This is a genomic window from Pseudomonas sp. P1_F1_2 (genome assembly GCF_056405815.1).
On sequence record NZ_JBFUBK010000124.1, the window covers coordinates 1 to 16,601 of the forward strand.

Annotated in this window: 16 protein-coding genes; all 16 read left to right on the forward strand. The window is 54.1% G+C overall.

Annotated features, from left to right (window positions below; genetic code table 11):
* A partial coding sequence (locus AC1D2P_RS26655; protein ID WP_477811678.1) for a tyrosine-type recombinase/integrase occupies window positions 1-983 on the forward strand: 983 nt, incomplete at its 5' end.
* A gap of 1,261 nt (window positions 984-2,244) precedes the next feature.
* Window positions 2,245-2,562: a helix-turn-helix domain-containing protein gene (locus AC1D2P_RS26660; RefSeq protein ID WP_477757245.1), complete on the forward strand. Its 318-nt coding sequence runs from the start codon at window positions 2,245-2,247 to the stop codon at window positions 2,560-2,562.
* Window positions 2,559-3,032, forward strand: a complete 474-nt coding sequence (locus AC1D2P_RS26665; RefSeq protein ID WP_477757246.1) for a Rha family transcriptional regulator — start codon at window positions 2,559-2,561, stop codon at window positions 3,030-3,032. Before AC1D2P_RS26660 ends, AC1D2P_RS26665 begins: the two co-directional genes overlap by 4 nt.
* A 302-nt stretch (window positions 3,033-3,334) precedes the next feature.
* Window positions 3,335-3,535, forward strand: a complete 201-nt coding sequence (locus AC1D2P_RS26670; protein ID WP_477757247.1) for a hypothetical protein — start codon at window positions 3,335-3,337, stop codon at window positions 3,533-3,535.
* Window positions 3,535-3,777, forward strand: a complete 243-nt coding sequence (locus AC1D2P_RS26675; protein WP_477757248.1) for a hypothetical protein — start codon at window positions 3,535-3,537, stop codon at window positions 3,775-3,777. Before AC1D2P_RS26670 ends, AC1D2P_RS26675 begins: the two co-directional genes overlap by 1 nt.
* Window positions 3,774-4,082 carry a hypothetical protein gene (locus tag AC1D2P_RS26680; protein WP_477757249.1) on the forward strand — a complete coding sequence of 103 codons (309 nt, stop codon included), beginning with the start codon at window positions 3,774-3,776 and terminating at the stop codon, window positions 4,080-4,082. Before AC1D2P_RS26675 ends, AC1D2P_RS26680 begins: the two co-directional genes overlap by 4 nt.
* Before the next feature lie 3 nt (window positions 4,083-4,085).
* The gene (locus AC1D2P_RS26685) at window positions 4,086-5,048 is read left to right on the forward strand and encodes a toprim domain-containing protein (protein WP_477757250.1); all 963 of its coding nucleotides are present in this window, start codon (window positions 4,086-4,088) and stop codon (window positions 5,046-5,048) included.
* Window positions 5,035-6,840 carry a DUF927 domain-containing protein gene (locus AC1D2P_RS26690; protein ID WP_477757251.1) on the forward strand — a complete coding sequence of 602 codons (1,806 nt, stop codon included), beginning with the start codon at window positions 5,035-5,037 and terminating at the stop codon, window positions 6,838-6,840. The genes AC1D2P_RS26685 and AC1D2P_RS26690 overlap by 14 nt, the downstream gene beginning before the upstream one ends.
* 261 nt (window positions 6,841-7,101) lie before the next feature.
* Entirely contained in the window at window positions 7,102-7,968 is an 867-nt protein-coding gene (locus tag AC1D2P_RS26695) for a hypothetical protein (protein ID WP_477757252.1), read from the forward strand.
* Window positions 7,965-8,327: a hypothetical protein gene (locus tag AC1D2P_RS26700; RefSeq protein ID WP_477757253.1), complete on the forward strand. Its 363-nt coding sequence runs from the start codon at window positions 7,965-7,967 to the stop codon at window positions 8,325-8,327. The genes AC1D2P_RS26695 and AC1D2P_RS26700 overlap by 4 nt, the downstream gene beginning before the upstream one ends.
* A 658-nt stretch (window positions 8,328-8,985) precedes the next feature.
* On the forward strand, window positions 8,986-10,119 hold the full coding sequence (locus AC1D2P_RS26705; RefSeq protein ID WP_477757254.1) for a polymorphic toxin type 44 domain-containing protein: 1,134 nt from the start codon (window positions 8,986-8,988) through the stop codon (window positions 10,117-10,119).
* Window positions 10,100-10,492 carry a hypothetical protein gene (locus AC1D2P_RS26710; protein ID WP_477757255.1) on the forward strand — a complete coding sequence of 131 codons (393 nt, stop codon included), beginning with the start codon at window positions 10,100-10,102 and terminating at the stop codon, window positions 10,490-10,492. The genes AC1D2P_RS26705 and AC1D2P_RS26710 overlap by 20 nt, the downstream gene beginning before the upstream one ends.
* A 732-nt stretch (window positions 10,493-11,224) precedes the next feature.
* Window positions 11,225-12,421, forward strand: coding sequence for a reverse transcriptase family protein (locus AC1D2P_RS26715; RefSeq protein WP_477757256.1), 1,197 nt, complete (start codon window positions 11,225-11,227; stop codon window positions 12,419-12,421).
* Complete coding sequence (locus AC1D2P_RS26720; protein WP_477757257.1) at window positions 12,414-13,181, forward strand: retron Ec48 family effector membrane protein; 768 nt, start codon at window positions 12,414-12,416, stop codon at window positions 13,179-13,181. The genes AC1D2P_RS26715 and AC1D2P_RS26720 overlap by 8 nt, the downstream gene beginning before the upstream one ends.
* A 985-nt stretch (window positions 13,182-14,166) precedes the next feature.
* Entirely contained in the window at window positions 14,167-15,477 is a 1,311-nt protein-coding gene (locus tag AC1D2P_RS26725; protein ID WP_477757258.1) for a DUF5623 domain-containing protein, read from the forward strand.
* Between the two features lie 137 nt (window positions 15,478-15,614).
* The gene (locus tag AC1D2P_RS26730; RefSeq protein ID WP_477757259.1) at window positions 15,615-16,358 is read left to right on the forward strand and encodes a hypothetical protein; all 744 of its coding nucleotides are present in this window, start codon (window positions 15,615-15,617) and stop codon (window positions 16,356-16,358) included.
* Window positions 16,359-16,601: the final 243 nt, after the last annotated feature.

Consider the following 16,601-nt stretch of genomic DNA (forward strand, 5'->3'; position numbering starts at 1 on the left):
CTCCAGGAGATGTCAAAGAGCTGGAGCGGCTTTTCAAGGCCAACCTGAAAGAGCCGCACCCAGCAATCATGCAAATGAAGGCGCGAGATATTCGTGCCGACCACATTCTTAAAGTCCTCAATCCAATCTGGGAGCGAGGCTCAAAGGTTCAGGCTGATCGAATGCGCTCTTTCCTGGTAGCGGCGTTCAATCACGGCCTGACAGTTGAGAGTGTGGTTGGGCGCTCCAACTCGAAGGTCTATAGCCTAGAGGTGAACCCGGCCTCCATGGTGAAAGTCGAGAAAGTATCGGTCCCGGTCGAGCGGGCGTTGTCGGATGCAGAGCTGTGCCAATTCTGGGGAACCATCCAAAGTACAGAGGGCGTTGGCCCTGTCATGGCGCTGCTGTTCAAGTTCGTGATCGCAACCGGTGGCCAGCGCATCAAAAATATTATCGAAACCACTTGGGCTGAATACGACCTCGATGCCGGTACGGTTCTACTGGCCCATCGAAAGGGGCGAGGCGGTCAAACAATGAGCCGGCCGCATCTGGTCCCGCTGACCGGGCGCGCCGTAGAGCTTATGAGGCGCGTGCGGGAAATCAACGGCGATCATCTGTGGCCCTGGACTACTCACGGCAAACAACCATTTGTCATCACTAGTCCAACCCATGCCGTCGCTGATTGGGTTGATTCCGTGCACGCCATTCTAGAAGGGCAGAGGGTGCCGGCCTTTTCGCCGCGAGACTTGCGCCGCACCTGCACGCAGTTGATGCAAAAGCATGGTGTAGATGATCGGCTATCTGACCTGCTGCAAGCGCACGGCCAAACGGGTGTTGTCTCCAAGCATTACCGGAATAATCCCGAAGCGGCGCTGCCAGAGAAACGTCGAGCTATCGAGTTATTCGACAGAGCTTTGGCTAAGGCTTTGGGAGAAGCCAAGGATACTGGCAACGTTCTCCCAATCTCGCGTCAGAAAAAGAAAATCACGGGTCCGATGCTATGAATGGCATCAACGGTGTGGTGCTGACCCGAATCTGAAAAGAAAGAGCCGGCCCTACTCCCATGACCCAGCTTGGCCTGCGCACATGCACATAGGGCACCACCGGCAGTCCCTTGCTGATTCCCCGGATTGCGCGGCTCGCATCAATTTTCAGTTCCGCAATCCCTGCTGAAAACACGCGGAAACTACGAATAAGCGGCAATAACCGCGAATAACCGTAAATAAACAACGTTTAATAATACTAAGCGTTGTTAGTTCGACGGATTTGTCTGGTAGTTACCTCGCGCAAATTTTGAAATTTACGCAAACGCGGCGCGGCACTGAGCTCATTTGCAGCGGCTCCACATTATCCGCGACACGTTTTGTTATTCTAAAAAACGTGTCGCGACATAATTAAACATTACCGAAATGATGTCGGAAATCCTTAACGGGGAAGGCGCATGATTCGGGTCGGGTGCGTTACAGGGCCTCATCCGTCCCTACTTGGCCCCTGTAACTATTGGTCTAGAGGGCTTTTTTGTGCGAGCCGACGAACGGTAGTGGATGCGCCGAGATTAAATTTTTGATTGCTTGCGGCTGCCTACGGGGTTCTATGCGATCCTGTGAAACATGTTGAGACTTGAACTTTGAATCCGAAAATGGCCGGAGGAAAAATTGCAAGCATGAGTTCTAAAAAATCAGCTTGGTTTTTTTTATGTACGCCGATTAGAATCTCCTGCATCAACCAGATACGTGCTTGAACTACATGAAACATCTGGTTGGCATTTGTTGTTAAGATCGCTGACAGTCGGAATCGCAGACAAAGAAAAACCCCAGTGCTAGTAACACTGGGGTTCAATCGGGAAGGACGCTAGTAACGTCCTCTGCATACCAGCTAGGCCAGCACACATCCCCGAGGGGAGAAGCATTTCTACGGGCTTCGCGGCGAACTGTATTCCCGGAAGGAATAAGGTGCAACTGGGTATCTATCCACCAGTGCCTTATACGGACGGGCGGCCGCCGCTCTCCTCGGTTTCTCTAAGGCTGTAGATGAGAAATCACTATGACGCTAAATGTAGTTCGCATTTCTGAAGCACCTAACCTGCCAATTCCTGGCACCCGTGCTACCGCTGCCCAGCTCTGTGCAAAATACCAAGTCAGTCGCGCTACTTGGTGGCGCTGGTCTAAGACTCCCGGCTTTCCCGAGCCGATTCGCTTTGGCCGTTCCGTCCGTTGGGACCCCGAGCCCGTAGAAGCCTTCCTGACCCGTCAGGAGTCTTGACCCATGACGAATAATCAATCCTGCCTCAATGCAGGAGTGGAATCGGCTTGTCTAAAAAAAGCACACACGAAGGAGTCTGGCGGTTCAGCGCAACGTCGCCAATTGCTCGACTGGATGCGAAACAGCGGTCCAATCGACACCCTCACTGCCCGTCGCGACCTCAATATTTTGATGCCTGCTTCACGCATTAAAGAACTCAAAAACCAAGGTTACGCATTTCACACTCGGCGCCTCACCATTACTGACGAGCATGGCCGCTCCCACAGCAATATCGCGCTGTACACCCTTATCGGTGAGCCAGCAGGGAAGGTGCCAGCATGAACGCAATTATCCTGACCCAATCCCAAGGCGAGCCCCGTGTGGATAGTCGCGTGCTGGCCGAGCAGTTGGGTACGAAGCACAAAAGCAGCATTGAGCTGATCGACAAATACGCCGACAAGATCCGGCGCTTTGGCCATCTTCCGTTTCAAACCGAAGTTGGTAAACGCGTGCAAGGTGGCGGCAAAGCCGAACGCTTCGCCCTGCTCAACGAGGATCAGGCGTACTTTCTGCTCGCTCTTTCCCGCAACACCGAGCGCGTTGTAGAGCTGAAGTCGACTCTGGTCATGGCGTTTCGTGAAGCACGTTATGGCATGGCCTGCCAAACGCTGCAGGCTCGTATAAGGGAAGCAAGCCAGAGCGGTCGCCGGCTGGCTCACTGGCGTTATGAAAAGCCGGGGGCCTATCAACATGTCGCGCACTTGCGGGAGCAGCTGCAGCTCACCCTTGGCCTGGAGGATGTGCGCCCATGATCACCCCACAGCCATTTCTTCCCCTTGCGATGCATCCCCGTAAGCGTTATGGTTTGCCCGTCGCTGCAAAATCAACGACCGACCTTGGCGGGTCGAACAGTAAACGGCGCAACAGCGCCCCCATTACGATTGCAGGCGCTTTTTTTGTGCCCGCATTCTCGTGTTATGGCGGGTTGCGCAGGAGCACCTTCGGGTGCGCCGGGTTCCGTTTACCCCGGTCCGCCAATCCTGTGCAACTCGCCACCCATCTCTGCTTGGCGGCAGACTGGAGTGGCTCCGATGAAGTAAACGGAGCTCCACCCATGAAACACGCCCTCATTCCGTTCAGCAACAGTCTGGCCATCGCCATCATCGGCGCCGAACTGATCGCCTATCGCATTAACCGCTTGCCTGAACAGCGCTACCATCTTCTTGGCTTGGTGCAAATGGCCGATACCCTTGGCGTACTGAGCAGCACCGACCGCGCCACACTCGCCACTTCCCTGACCGTCGAGGAGGTGTAATGAACAACCTCCGCCAAATCACCGACGAAGCGCTCGACTTGATTGACGCCACCACCGATCACATCGGCTGGCTGACCGCCCTGATGACGGCCATTCGTGCCGACGCAAAACACAACAAGGGCCGCGACCTCGAAAAACTGACCGGTTTGGGCCAGTACCTGAGCAGCGATTGGGATCACTATCTGGACGGCCAATCCAAGCGTTTGCGCGATCAGTTGGATGTGCTCGAGGTGTCGCTATGAATGCCCTCAACTGCACGCCTGTTATACCGGTTATCGAGCTGAGCACTGATCAGCGCCGCACGCTGATTGACCTCATTACAGTCGAGCGCAGTCACGCGTCCCACTGGTGGTCGATGCTCAACGAAATGCGCTGCCGTGGGGAGTTGCCGCATTGGGTAAAAGAGCAAGCCGTCGGGTCGGCCCCGGATCATGACCGTTGGTTAGCGGATTGCTACTCCACCAACAAAGCGTTGTTCGGGCGCACCTCTGTGCGCGGTGAAGCCAGCCAGCAGATGTTTCACTGCCACCCTGATCTGAGGGGCTAAATCATGACGAATTTTCAACACTGCCAAACGGCGGTGACGCCCTCGGCTTGCCTGAAGAAAGTCACCCAGCCATCGAGCGTCCCTCTTCACAAGGCCGCGCCGGTCCTGTTTCGCGACGCCCTTCAGTCTGTTTATGGCCCACTCGATTGGCTGCCGGAGCCAGATGGTCTGATTCATCGCTTTCACGTTCCCGGCGATAGACAAGGCAGCGAAAACGGCTGGTATGTCTTGTACTTGGACGGGATTATTTCGGGCGCGTTTGGCAGCTGGAAAGCTGGCGCTACTCATACCTGGTGCAGCCGTGAACCTGCCGATCCGCGCGAAGCCGAGCAAGTGCGCCAGCACATCGAGCAGGCCAAACGCCAACGCGAAGCCGAGCGGCAACAACGCCAACTCAAGGCAGCAATTCGGGCTCAGCGTTGGTGGCGCGATGCGCGGCGCGCTGATCCGGCCCACCCGTACCTGATCGCCAAGGGCGTCCGTCCGCATGGCCTGCGCCAGAGTGGTGACGCCTTGCTGGTGCCGCTGTATGTGGCGGGTGAGTTGGTCAACCTGCAGCGCATTGCCACGGACGGCAGCAAACGCTTTCTGGCAGGTGGCCGGATCAAGGGCAGCTATTCGCCTTTAGGCGTCATCGACCCGAGCCAGCCGCTGTGCATCTGCGAAGGCTGGGCCACGGGCGCCACGTTGCATCAACACGGCTACGCCGTGGCCTGCGCCATGAACAGCGGCAACCTCAAGCCCGTCGCTCTGGCGCTGCGCACCCGCTACCCAGAACAACCCATCCTCATCGCGGGCGACGACGACCGGCTCACTGTAGGCAATCCCGGGCGCAAGGCTGCCAATGCCGCCGCCGCGCTCGTGGGTGGCCAAGTGACGTTCCCTGAATGGCCAGAAGGCGCTCCTGCCGACCTCACCGATTTCAACGACCTCGCCAATTGGAAGCGCGCCCATGTCCCTGCCTGACAGCAACGTCATCAGCCTTCGGCCCGATGCGCCGACCGTTACGCCTGAGCGTCCATGCTGGGCCGTGTATGAACACTGGGTGACCAATGAGAAGGGCCGCAAGCTGCGCCCGGGAGTGTACCGCCACGGGTTCAAACGCGCCGCGGGCCAAGATGAGGACGATGCCGACAACGCCGCCGACGACCGTCCGATCATCGACGAATGGATCGCCAGTCCGGTGACCGTCACAGCCCGAACCACCAACAGCGATGACGGCAGCGAGGGGCGTTTGCTGCGCCTGTTTACCGACAGCGGCATCAAGGAATGGATCATTCCCATGGAGGTGTTCGGCGGTAGCGGTGAGGATGCCCGCCGCCAGTTGTTCGGCATGGGCGTCATTATCGCGCTGAAGAAACGCTCTGCCTTTATGGAGTACTTGCTGGAGCAGCGCCCGGAAGAAGTGTTCGCCACCACTGGCCGTCCGGGCTGGCATGAATCGGGCGCCTTTGTCTTGCCGGGTCGCACCCTCGGCAGCGACAAGGTGCGTTATCAGGCCAGCGGCAAAGGCCAGAACCTGTTCAGCGTGCGTGGCGAGCTGGCGCTCTGGCAACGCGACGTTGCCGCCAAATGCGCAGGCAATCCGGTGCTGACGTTGGCCATTGGTTGTGCGCTGGCCGGGCCACTGTTGAGTCTGGTTGGCGTGCTCGGTGGCGGCGTGCACCTGGTGGGTGACAGCTCCAGCGGCAAGTCGTTGGCGCAGTTGATCGGCTCGTCGGTGTGGGGTGACCCCGGCGTGTTTGCCGCCAGTTGGGACATGACCAAAGGTGGCTTGGAGATCGAGGCGGCCGGGCGCAATGACACCTTGTTGCCACTGGACGAAATCAAACGCGCCGATCCCAAGCGCGTGCAGGAAATGGCCTACTCGCTGGCCAACGGTCAAGGCAAGGGCACCATGACCCGCGAGCGTGAAGGTAGGGCCAAACTGAGCTGGCGCCTGCTCACCCTGTCCAGTGGTGAACGCTCCCTTTCCGAGCACGCCGCCATCTCCGGCAACGCCGCCCACGCCGGTGCCGAACTGCGCATGGTCGACGTGAATGCAGGCACTCGCGCTCACCGCGCCTTCGATGAGTTGCACGGTCTAGAGGGGGCCGACTTTCACCGGCTGCTTACTGTGGCCGTAGGTGTCCACCATGGTCATTTGGGTTCAGCGTTCGTCGAGCAGTTGCTCGCCAGCGATGACCGCCCCGGCCTGCTGGAGCACTTCGCCAACGTGCGCGCCAAGTTCGTCGAGGACAACGCTCAAGCCGGTCGTGTGGCCGACCGCTTCGCTGTGATTGCCCTGGCCGGGGAAATGGCCATCGCCTATGGCCTGTTGCCTTGGGCTCCGGGCAGTGCCCTGACCGACTGCCAGTTGCTGTATGGCGAGTGGTTGGCGCGGGTCGGCAGCGGCAATGCCGAAGACCGGCAGATCCTCGCCGGCATCCTCGACTTTATCGACAAACACGGCAGCAGCCGCTTCTCCGATGTGGACGACCACACACCCGACTCCAAGGTGTTCAACCGGGCCGGGTACTGGGAGTTATCCCTGGGTAAACGGCTGTACCTGTTCAACAAGTCGGCGCTGGTTGAGGCAGCCAACGGCTATGGCCTCAGCCGTGTGGTTAAGGCGCTCGATGGCGTAGGTGCTTTCGCCAAGCGCGACACCGACCGAGACAGTCGCAAGACCAAAAAATATCGCCTGCCCGGTGGCGGATCAGCGCGCTTGTATGTCGTCGACGCCGAAGCCATGGACCTGGAAGCCGCCCATGTATGACCACTCAACCTCAATGGCCGACCTCACAGGAACCTAGTTTTGTGGGAACGCGGGGAACAGTGGGAACAGTGGGAACAGCCAATGTTTCCGGGGCCTTGGGGCGTTCCCCCTTATAGAGATGTTGGGGAACAGGGGGAACACACACCTGTTTTTCTATAAACGACCGTGCTTCTACCCAGCGATCTGGCGGGAGGTGCTCGGCACATAAGGCATGGCCAGCCGCCGATCCACCTCACCTTATTATTTTTTGGAGAACCACCCATGACGAACAACACTCAAGCCACGAAACCCAACAACGCCAAATTGCTGAAGGAGCTGGAGAGCAAGAAAGCCCAGTGGGAGCGGGAAATTAACGTGCTCGAGGAACAGAGCGAGCCGTTGCGGGAGGCGCTCGATGGCCTGCCATTACGCATTGAAGACTGCACTCAAGAGCAGTGGCAGCAACGAAGCCATTTACAGAATGAGGCGTTCAAACTGGAGCGCCCCGCTTCAAGTCTCAGGACGCAGCTGGTGTATCTGGACAAAGACATCCATCGCCTTTCCACGCTGCTCAATGCTGACAAGCAGATTGTGGCTAACAACAAGCGGGACCAGGAACTCACGTCAGAAGTTGGTCGCCTGCGGGAAGGTGTCGAGCGTGTGCAGAGCGCCATGCAGGACATCGAAACTAGGCACGAAGACGCTGGGAAGAACGCTGACATGGCGTTACAGCTCGCGGTGCAAGCGCGTGCTCGAGCAACGGCGACGGGTGACTTTCTCGCCAGCACCGCCGCAGAGAAGGCAACGCAGAAAGCGACGACAGAGCGCCAGCAGGCCCATCAAGCTAAGGAGCGTGACGAGCCTCTGCTGATCGCCTTGCGGGCCGAAGCCGAAGCCATTGATGCACAGATTGCGAGTGCGCTGAACGAACAGGACATTGCCCGGGAGAAGGTACGGACGTCGCAGATCGCGAAGCTGGAGGATGACTGGGATCAACAGGTACAGGCACTGGTTAGCATTGGCAGCCACCTGGTGAACCTCGGCAGCAATGAAGCCTTTCGCTCGATGAAGATTCCCCATATGGCAGACCGTAGCCACTCAATTGGCTATCGCGATCTGCTCGACGACACTTCGGTATTGCACGGGTGAAGTCGGCCGTAGAGAAGGTGAACCCATACCGCACGTGGGTCGCCAGCGCCGTCGAACGACCGGTGTGTCGCGGCTTTGAAACCGCAGGCAAGAAGGTCGTGTTCTGGTCGGTGGTCTGCTGGGAGGCGGTCAAGTCAGGAGGCGAACGGAGCATTGTTCGTCCGCTCGCCACCGAGCAAAAGGCGCAGTGGGCGATTCAGGTGCTGACTGCGCATTACCCGGGGCGGGTGTATGCCTCGCTACGCCAGATCAGCGAGAAGGAAGTCGAGGCTGCTCAGATGGAGGTTTTCGAGCGTTCGGTGATGGATGACGTGGTGGCCTTGGAACTGGCCGCCAAGTACGCAACAACGCCGGATTAATCCCTTGGCTTTGAGCTGAACGTAGGCCGCTGGGTTCACACCCTAGCGGCCTTTTTCATTCGTACGCCACACCCACACCGTTGCATCAAGCAACCCCGCCGGCAGTCATTCAACGAGGTGCCCAGGCGGAGCGTTTTTTCAATGATGGTGTTAGACAGGGGTTCAGTTCAGTCATGGCGCAGGTAGACAGGCGTTAGATTCAAAGATTCGCAAACCAGCCCGCACGCCACGAACGGCGGGGGCTGCAAGACGACTCCACAATTTGTTAAAGCCGAGGTTTGAAAACAGCGACTGGGACCGTTTTTAGCATCCCGGCGATGCTGCCCCGTCACCTCACGTTCGCGCTCCCGCTAAATCTATGTCTGCACGAACCGAAGGACTGCCATTCAGACGACAAAGGCTTTGCGGCCCCTCGTGGATTGGAGGAAGGTAGATACGAAAGTTCGGTAATCCTCTGGAGGCCACGCCACGTAAGGGTTGCGAGGCCATTCAAGAGTCAACCATAGACGAAGATTGAATCGGCAAAAACCGGTTGGTCGAGACGCTAAACTCCGACTTTTCCTACAGACTCGCCTCTACCTGGTGCGGTAGCCTCCCGGAGACTACATAATGCTTTTGGCCTCCACACGGAGGCTTTTTTATACGACAAGGATGACGAATGACTCCCTCCGCTCGATTGGGTGACAAGCATGTCTGCCCAATGCCCGGTCACGGCACTACCCCGATTGCTTCCGCCAGTGGCGACGTAAACATCAACTTCATGGGATCTGCGCGGGTTGGCGATACCTGTGGCTGTGGAGCCGTAATCACCACAGGGTTCCCCTCCATTCAAGTGAACGGGCGTCCTATGGCCCACTTAGGCAGTCCAACCAGCCACGGCGGAACGATCATTACCGGGTCAGGTGATGTCGGTGGCGGTTTTGTCATGGGCGATGCTGGTGGTGCAACCATCATCAACTTCATGACGCTGGGTGCGTTCCGCCCAGATGGCACTGTGGATGATGAGAAAATGGCCACACTGCTCGCTGACCCAAAGCTGAAAGAGAAAGCGATCGCCGCAAACGCTCTGGTAGATTCCAACGCCACCCCGAAAGAGCTAGAGGTAAAGCCTGAACCGAAAGCCCCCGTCGGGTGCAAAGACCCTGACATGATGGAACAGGTGGCCAGCTATATTGCCGGGGAAATGAACCGCAACATCACACATCCATCCGTACTGAAAATGAAGAAGCTAACCAGCTTTGACGCGGCAGCGGAAAATGCAAAATTTCAAAAGCTGCCTTGGTATGCACGCCTTTCACCACCTAATTTTCAAGCGATGGAGCTTGGTAACACTACTGCTGCGATGGCCCTTTGGACTGAGCGGGTTGGTCAAAATCGTCCATGGGATCACAAGGTGACGATTGGGCAACAGTTCGGCGGGACTTGGCAGAAGCAAGGTCAGTTGGACTACTTCTACGATATCTGGTCGAACATCCACTATGGCTACATAGGGCGCGTTGGAGGCCTTTCTGAAACCGTTCTTCTGGACGGTGCTGGGCTTGAACAGATTGCATCAGACTCTATTCGAAAAATTCAGAAGTGGGACGAACGAAAAGGGCCTCACCGTTCAGCAGACATTGAAGGAATGCGGGCTTGGGACGACATAGGCGACCGAGTATCTATCGGCATTGGAGTCAAGCTGTACAAGCAGCACCCCAACGGCGGCATAACGGCAAAGATACTCATGGATGAAGTTTTAGCACTACCACGTTCAAGCTGGGGAGATGGCACACGTGACCACGTCTGCAAATAAACCGAAACGGCATTTCTGGCGCTGGGTGGTAGCGCTACTACTCGCCCCTATCGTCTTTTGGTATGTCGCCACCCCCCAGGTGAGCTTCCATTTCTCTGACAAGGGACAGGGGCGTCTTGGTTACATTTTGAATGTTCAGCACGACATCTCAAAGGGCGAGATCTACCCCGGTGAAGCAACTGGTGCGGCTGGGCACATCTTCCCGAACAACCAATTTTTTATGGAGTTCAATTGGAACAACGGTGGGATATCACACTGCATCCAGGTTAAACCGAAGTGGCCGAACACCGATGTCTACATCGGAGCAGATGGAGCTATCGATAGCCGCACTGATGGCAAACTTATCGAAGCATGTGGGCCGTTACCAAAATAGAAAACACCGAGAGCCCTAGCTCTTTGTGCGACGTGATGGCTCAGGGTTAGGGGAGACTGCTTCCGGCCAAAAAGTGGTCTCTGGACAGCCCCTCTAATGGCCGATAGGTTGTGGACGACAGCACCTGCAACTTCGGAGGCAATACGCCGTTGTCGGGCCGCTAACCAGCTCTCACTCTTCATGCGATAGGGCCGTTCGATGGCGAGAGTCGAGCAATTGGATAAGAAATTGGCGTAAGTATTATGCGTTTGTAAAATTATCATCCAAGTGGGTGCTCCAGGTGAATTGCAACCTATGAGACATGGCAGCATGTGGAAAAAGTGCAGTCATCTCACTGACGAAGCTGACATTTATTGGCCAGGAAAATCCGAGCACGTCAGATTTATCCATGAGGTCGATAGGGGTGGCCTTTCGGAATCACAAAACCGGTTGCTTACCCAAGAAAATAGTGTATTTTTGACTTGCGTAGGCGTACCGCCTACTTGCCGCAATCGAAATTTAACATCCGCTGGTTAGCTCAGTAATGAGCGTTCAATGCCTAGGTATTGAACTGATGAGGAGAGGGCCTCGGCAGTCTCCGACCCCCGCGTCCCGCTGGAGTGCTTCACGGTGGGCCTACCATGAGAAAGATGGTGGTTTTCAGCGGATGGTTTCGATGAACGCAACATCTTTCTCTGTACCCTATGTCATGGGTTGGTATGGCTCACATTTATATCCAATGGATTGGCTATCGTGCTTTCAAATCCTGTGAAAGTCTCAAAAAACTCAATCAGCAGCCGCGAAAACTTATGTAATCTTTTGCGTGTTTCTGATGAGTTCCTCGCATCTGTTTTGGCGTTGAGTCAAGAGGAGCGATATTCTAAAAAAGAGAATGTGAAGAAGGCCGGAGGAATAAGTCGCCCCATTTACAATCCGCATCGCTTTGTGAGAAAAATTCAAAAAAGGATAAATGTTTCAATTTTCTCTAATTATTATGTTGTCAGGTGGCCGCACTTTATTTACGGCTCAGTCCCAAACCAGAAAAATAATGACGGATATGATAGCAAAGACTATGTTTCTTGTGCTGCCAGGCACTGTGGTGCTAAGAGCCTTTTAAAGGTCGATGTTTCAAGTTTTTTTGACAACATTCACCAAGATATAGTCTTCTCGATATTTTGTGACTTCCTTAAATATGATCCGGAAGTATCCAGAATACTTACTGATCTATGTTGCCATAATTCGCACTTGGTTCAAGGTGGATTGACATCAAGCTACATCGCCTCTCTTTGTCTATATGATGTTGAGGGCAGAGTAGTTGAGCGCCTTAATAGAAAAGGATTGACTTATACTAGACTGGTTGACGATATAACCGTGTCTTCGAAGTCATTAGGTACGGACTTTACATACGCACTAAAAATTATAAGCGACATGTTGACGGCTAAAGACCTTCCTATCAATGAGAGTAAAACACGTGTATTCAGAACTTCCACTGAACCTCTGACGGTCCATGGGTTGCGGGTGAGTTTCCACACTCCACGATTACCCGCTGATGAGGTTGGCAGGATCAGAGCGGCAGTTCGTAACTTAGAATCGCTTGCGGCTCAACCAGGATACAGAGTTACGCACGATTACAGACATGATTATAATCGGTGCATGGGGAGAGTTAATAAGCTTCTTAGAGTTGGGCACACCCAACACGAAGTTCTTCTCAGTCGCCTAAACACCATAAAGCCTTTGCCATCAAGGCGCGATGTTAATAGGGCTAAAGATATGGTTGCCCGCTTAGAAAAAGATTTTGACACAAAGAGGCACACTCATTGGTATAAGTCTAGATTTCATCGCGTTATGGAAAGACTAATAGTCTTAAATCGTGTTTATGACAAAACTTCTGAGCAGTTAAGGTCCAAGTTAAGGAAGCTGAAGCCAATACGGGAGGATAAAATTGTCTAAATACTTTGATTTCATGGCTTCAATCTGCGAAACAGCGCGATCTTTCTTTGCAGGGCTGCATCCTTATTTGCGGTACCTGATTTTTTTGCTTGCTTCTATTGGAGGGGCTGGCTTCACTTTATTTTTGTTGATGTCGATCACAATTTTTTTTGCAGATCACCTTTATCAACTCCCATTTTGCTTTGCAAATAAATGTTTTGTTAACTTGTACGAGCGTTATAGCTCAGCTCTCATAGTGGCCAAAACCACTCTGGATTTTATTGTTGTTTTGGCCACGGTTGGTGCGATTTTTGTGGCACTGCTAAGCTATTTATCTACCCTCAAGTCGTCCTATTTTACAAATCATATATCCCACCTTACTTTGTTCCAGAGCTTTTTTGTAGAGGAGGTTCGAAAGAGGGATCTGCTTTCGATGTCGTCATTCGATCCGCATAAAATATATGGACTTATATACGCAGCATCGAGAAGTGGTGACATGTCTTTATCTCAAGGCTATTTTGACTTTATTGAAATGTTGAACAAGGTGATTTTAGATTCCAACTTTAAATCATTTAAAGCAAGTAAGGGGCCATTTATTTACAAGGAGCACCAGGCAGAAATGATCGGTGTTCTGGAGCAGATTGGATTTGATCTTCAGTTTATGCCAAAGAAAGACTTTTACGAAATTGAAACTCAAATTCTTTCGTTGCTTGATTCAGTTTCAAACTCTTTCTGTGGCGGCAATACCCGAACTAAACTTGAAAGGCGCATATACAGATAAGGTTAGGCATGAGCATTGTTTGGCGCGGCAGTACGCAGGTGATTAATCATTTAAGGGTATTTTGTCCGCGTGTAAAAAGTCACTATCTCAACGGCGATGGGATTGAACTATCAAGGGGATACGTTACGCAGCGCCACACCAAACAGCGATCAACCTTTTCCAGAAACACGCCGGGGACCCTGGCAATTTGGTCGAGGGACGGGTGTGGAAACTCGCGTAAATTCGTTAGCGGCAGCGTCTAAAAGTTACTTGACAGGTTGACAAAAAAATCCTGAATTTTGAGCTGTCGGTGACGTGCAACTCATAGCCTATTTTCTGTACAGCCCCCGCAAACGCTAAGCGCGGTGTGCGTAGAGGATTCGTCAGTTGACCCCCCGAACAGAGACTCGAAATCCTTGTCAACCGTGTCAAGTAAGTTGACAAGGTTGACAGCTGCCGGGGCAAATCCGCAGGACTGCTAGTTACCAGTGGGGAAACCGAATAAGCAGTCTGGCAGGCACTCGGAGTGAGTGCGGTTATCCGACCACCATTGGTGGTTGGCCTAGGTTGGTGTATCGCTGATTGGCTGCCATCGATGGCGAAAGCAACCAGTAACGGATGGGACAGACTGATCGATTTCCGTTAAGGCCTTTAGACAGGGGTCCAATTTATCCACTTCTCAGGTTGACCGGTGTGAGATTCGGAGATTCTGGTAATCCTCTGGAGCCCTTGAAAAATAAGGGCTGAAAGGTCTTTCAGAAAACAACCATAGGTGAGGAATTAAAAGCGCCCACTGTTGAGCCAGACTCTATCGGCAGCCTCTCCTCTTGCGCTGACACTGGCCGGTTGCTAGATTGTCGTTGCGCTAGGTAGGCGCAACTCACCCGTCCGTGGCAGCTGGAAACGGCACTACCTGTAAGATCTCAAAGCTCAAAGCCATGATTTTTTCGAGGCTCCGTAGCGGCGTAGGCGGGTGACGTTTGCAATAAGGGGCGGAGAAAAATCCATGCGCCATCTACCTCAATCCGTACTTCCTTCGACTCTTTCCGGTTTTAAGCGGTTGGCGAAGTCCATCTGCCGGAAAGATCAGATCCCACATTCCCAGGCACTCGATGTAGTCGCTCAGCGTTGTGGCTATGAGAACTACCATCATGCCAGGCGTATTTTGGAGCGTGCGGAATCTGTCTTTCCCTTCAAGCATTCCCACAGCGTTTTCGTTTCTGCCTATTGGCGTGATACGTCGAAGAAGCCGGTGGAAGCAGGTCTTGAAACGCTCGAAATCGAGCTGCCTAGGCCTCTTTTATCCTTCCTGCTAAAGCATCAGTGCAGCAGCGCTCCCAACCTTGAAGGCTTCTACATGGAGTATGAAGACCATCTCGAAATGCGTTCGAACTTGGACTCGAAGTCGCGGGCTCGTGACTCCCTTTACCGGGCCGCCTTGACCCTGCAGTTCATCGAAGCAACCGGACTTTGCCCGGCTACGACTAAACCTCAACGGAAAAGCATGGCGCTCCTAGAGAAGCTTCCCCACAAGGATCACCAATCACTTTGGCTGAATCCCGCCGGGCAGTGGATTGTCTTAGATGAGCCCTATGATCACGTCATTGAGCAGCCATATCAGAATAAGCGAGAGATATGGGTGGAAAAACAGGATTTGCACTGGGCAAGACCTGCTTGGAACGGCCTCTATAACCCTGGCAATACCATCCCCCATTTAATTGCTGCCGACCGAGCGCTGCTCGAGCAAGTGGTGCTGGTAATTCAGTCCCTGCCAGCGGTTGTAAAAGGAGGTTTAGCTGAGTGGTTGGAGGGTACCAAACCGTACTGGTCTCAATTTGTGAGCCCGGCAAGGCAAGCATCTGGCACAAAACGCAAGCCTCGCCTCGGCACAACTTACGGGACGAGTAAGAACGCTATCGAATACCTCCATCGTCCAGGGCACCGCTCGTTATGGCGCCCAGATCGGCCCATGAGCCTAGCTAATCATCTCTCAGTGGGTGAAGAGCTCAAGCGCCTGTACTTGTCTCCCACACCATTCGCAGCCCATCAGAAGCTCGGCGGTATTCGCTCGGAACTCGAAGACTGGATGTATGCAGAGGTTAGGTGGGAAGGACGCGAGCCCACAAATGACGAAGACAATGCCTACTATGGTGGCGAAGAGTTTTCACACTACCAGACGATGGAAGATCAGGCAGTGGCACTGGATCGAGTGCATTCAATTTTGGCTTCTTCATATCTCGACTGCACTCCGCGGCGCAGCATATTTAAGCGTCTTGCTGCTGCGCGGAAAGCGGTGGTGGGTTCTTCAGGTCGGTAACGTACAACCCGAAGGAGGTGCCCCCTCCTTCGGGACTCAATCGGCACCGCCCATCGAGTGATCTAATCAATCGCCATGCAATGCTTAACGATGCGCGAGTCGCAAAGCCGTAACTGATGAGGATGAAATAGCGCAAGATGCCACCTTTACTTCACCAAGCCTGGCGACTTCTACGCGGTGCCAAAATAACTACCTACATCCTTCTGATGCTCGGTCCCATGTTTGTCCGCCCGCTCGCCTTTGTCAGGCAACCAAACCAAGCCCAGCCGGCATATGCGAAACTGCCGGGGCTCAAGAGCGCGCCGTTGTTGGTCGCTGGCATATGCGCAACTACCGTTCAATCGATATACCAGTGGGTGTTTTGGCTGGAAATGAGCAAACCCGGGCCCAGAGAGTCCCCTGCCGATTTGCTGCTGCAACTGCACAATACAGAACGACTGTACTTCTGGGGCGGCTTCGCTCTGACAACCTTGCTGGTGTATGCACTGGCTTATCTACGTTGGGGATATCACTGCGGTGTCATCCATGTGATACGCAGATGGCGACCCGAACTGAGTAAGCCACCGCCGCTATATTTTGTAGTCACTACGGCGGCGTGGGGGCTTTGGCTAAGTCTATACAGCACGGTTGTTGTGTACGGTCTGTGGCAATGGAAAGCCCAAGGCGATATCAGCGAACTCATCAATGCCTATGTTCAAACGCATCAGGTAGGCGCACTAGTAGCTTTGGTGATTATCGGTGTCGCCATGAAGCTCGCCGGGCGCAACAGCGAGCAGGGCATGAAGGCCATATACGGTGGCTCAGGCTGGCTATACGTTCTGATAAGCATGTTTCCTATTGGTGTAATGGTGTTATTAGCGCTTTTGTTACAGAGGCTGTAGCTGGCGGCTGTGGGAAAGCCTTCCACCCAAGATCAGCATTGTGCATGGGAGCACCCTGCCTTCGTAAACTCGACGACTATTTCAACGGCGATGGGTTTGAATGGCCGGGTGGGATGCACTTACACCGCGCCACACCAAATAGTGGCCAAACCTTCCCCGAAACACGTCGGGGACCCTGGCAATTTCGTCGACGGACGGGTGCGAAGACTCGCGCAAATTCGTTAGCGGCACCCCGCCAAAGTT

What these genes read in the sequence shown, in the direction of transcription:
- AC1D2P_RS26660 (WP_477757245.1), top strand. Translation starts at nt 2,245, where the DNA reads ATGACGAATAATCAATCCTGCCTCAATGCAGGAGTGGAATCGGCTTGT.
- AC1D2P_RS26690 (WP_477757251.1), top strand. Translation starts at nt 5,035, where the DNA reads ATGTCCCTGCCTGACAGCAACGTCATCAGCCTTCGGCCCGATGCGCCG.
- AC1D2P_RS26705 (WP_477757254.1), top strand. Translation starts at nt 8,986, where the DNA reads ATGACTCCCTCCGCTCGATTGGGTGACAAGCATGTCTGCCCAATGCCC.
- AC1D2P_RS26725 (WP_477757258.1), top strand. Translation starts at nt 14,167, where the DNA reads ATGCGCCATCTACCTCAATCCGTACTTCCTTCGACTCTTTCCGGTTTT.
- AC1D2P_RS26675 (WP_477757248.1), top strand. Translation starts at nt 3,535, where the DNA reads ATGAACAACCTCCGCCAAATCACCGACGAAGCGCTCGACTTGATTGAC.
- AC1D2P_RS26730 (WP_477757259.1), top strand. Translation starts at nt 15,615, where the DNA reads ATGCCACCTTTACTTCACCAAGCCTGGCGACTTCTACGCGGTGCCAAA.
- AC1D2P_RS26695 (WP_477757252.1), top strand. Translation starts at nt 7,102, where the DNA reads ATGACGAACAACACTCAAGCCACGAAACCCAACAACGCCAAATTGCTG.
- AC1D2P_RS26665 (WP_477757246.1), top strand. Translation starts at nt 2,559, where the DNA reads ATGAACGCAATTATCCTGACCCAATCCCAAGGCGAGCCCCGTGTGGAT.
- AC1D2P_RS26670 (WP_477757247.1), top strand. Translation starts at nt 3,335, where the DNA reads ATGAAACACGCCCTCATTCCGTTCAGCAACAGTCTGGCCATCGCCATC.
- AC1D2P_RS26685 (WP_477757250.1), top strand. Translation starts at nt 4,086, where the DNA reads ATGACGAATTTTCAACACTGCCAAACGGCGGTGACGCCCTCGGCTTGC.
- AC1D2P_RS26680 (WP_477757249.1), top strand. Translation starts at nt 3,774, where the DNA reads ATGAATGCCCTCAACTGCACGCCTGTTATACCGGTTATCGAGCTGAGC.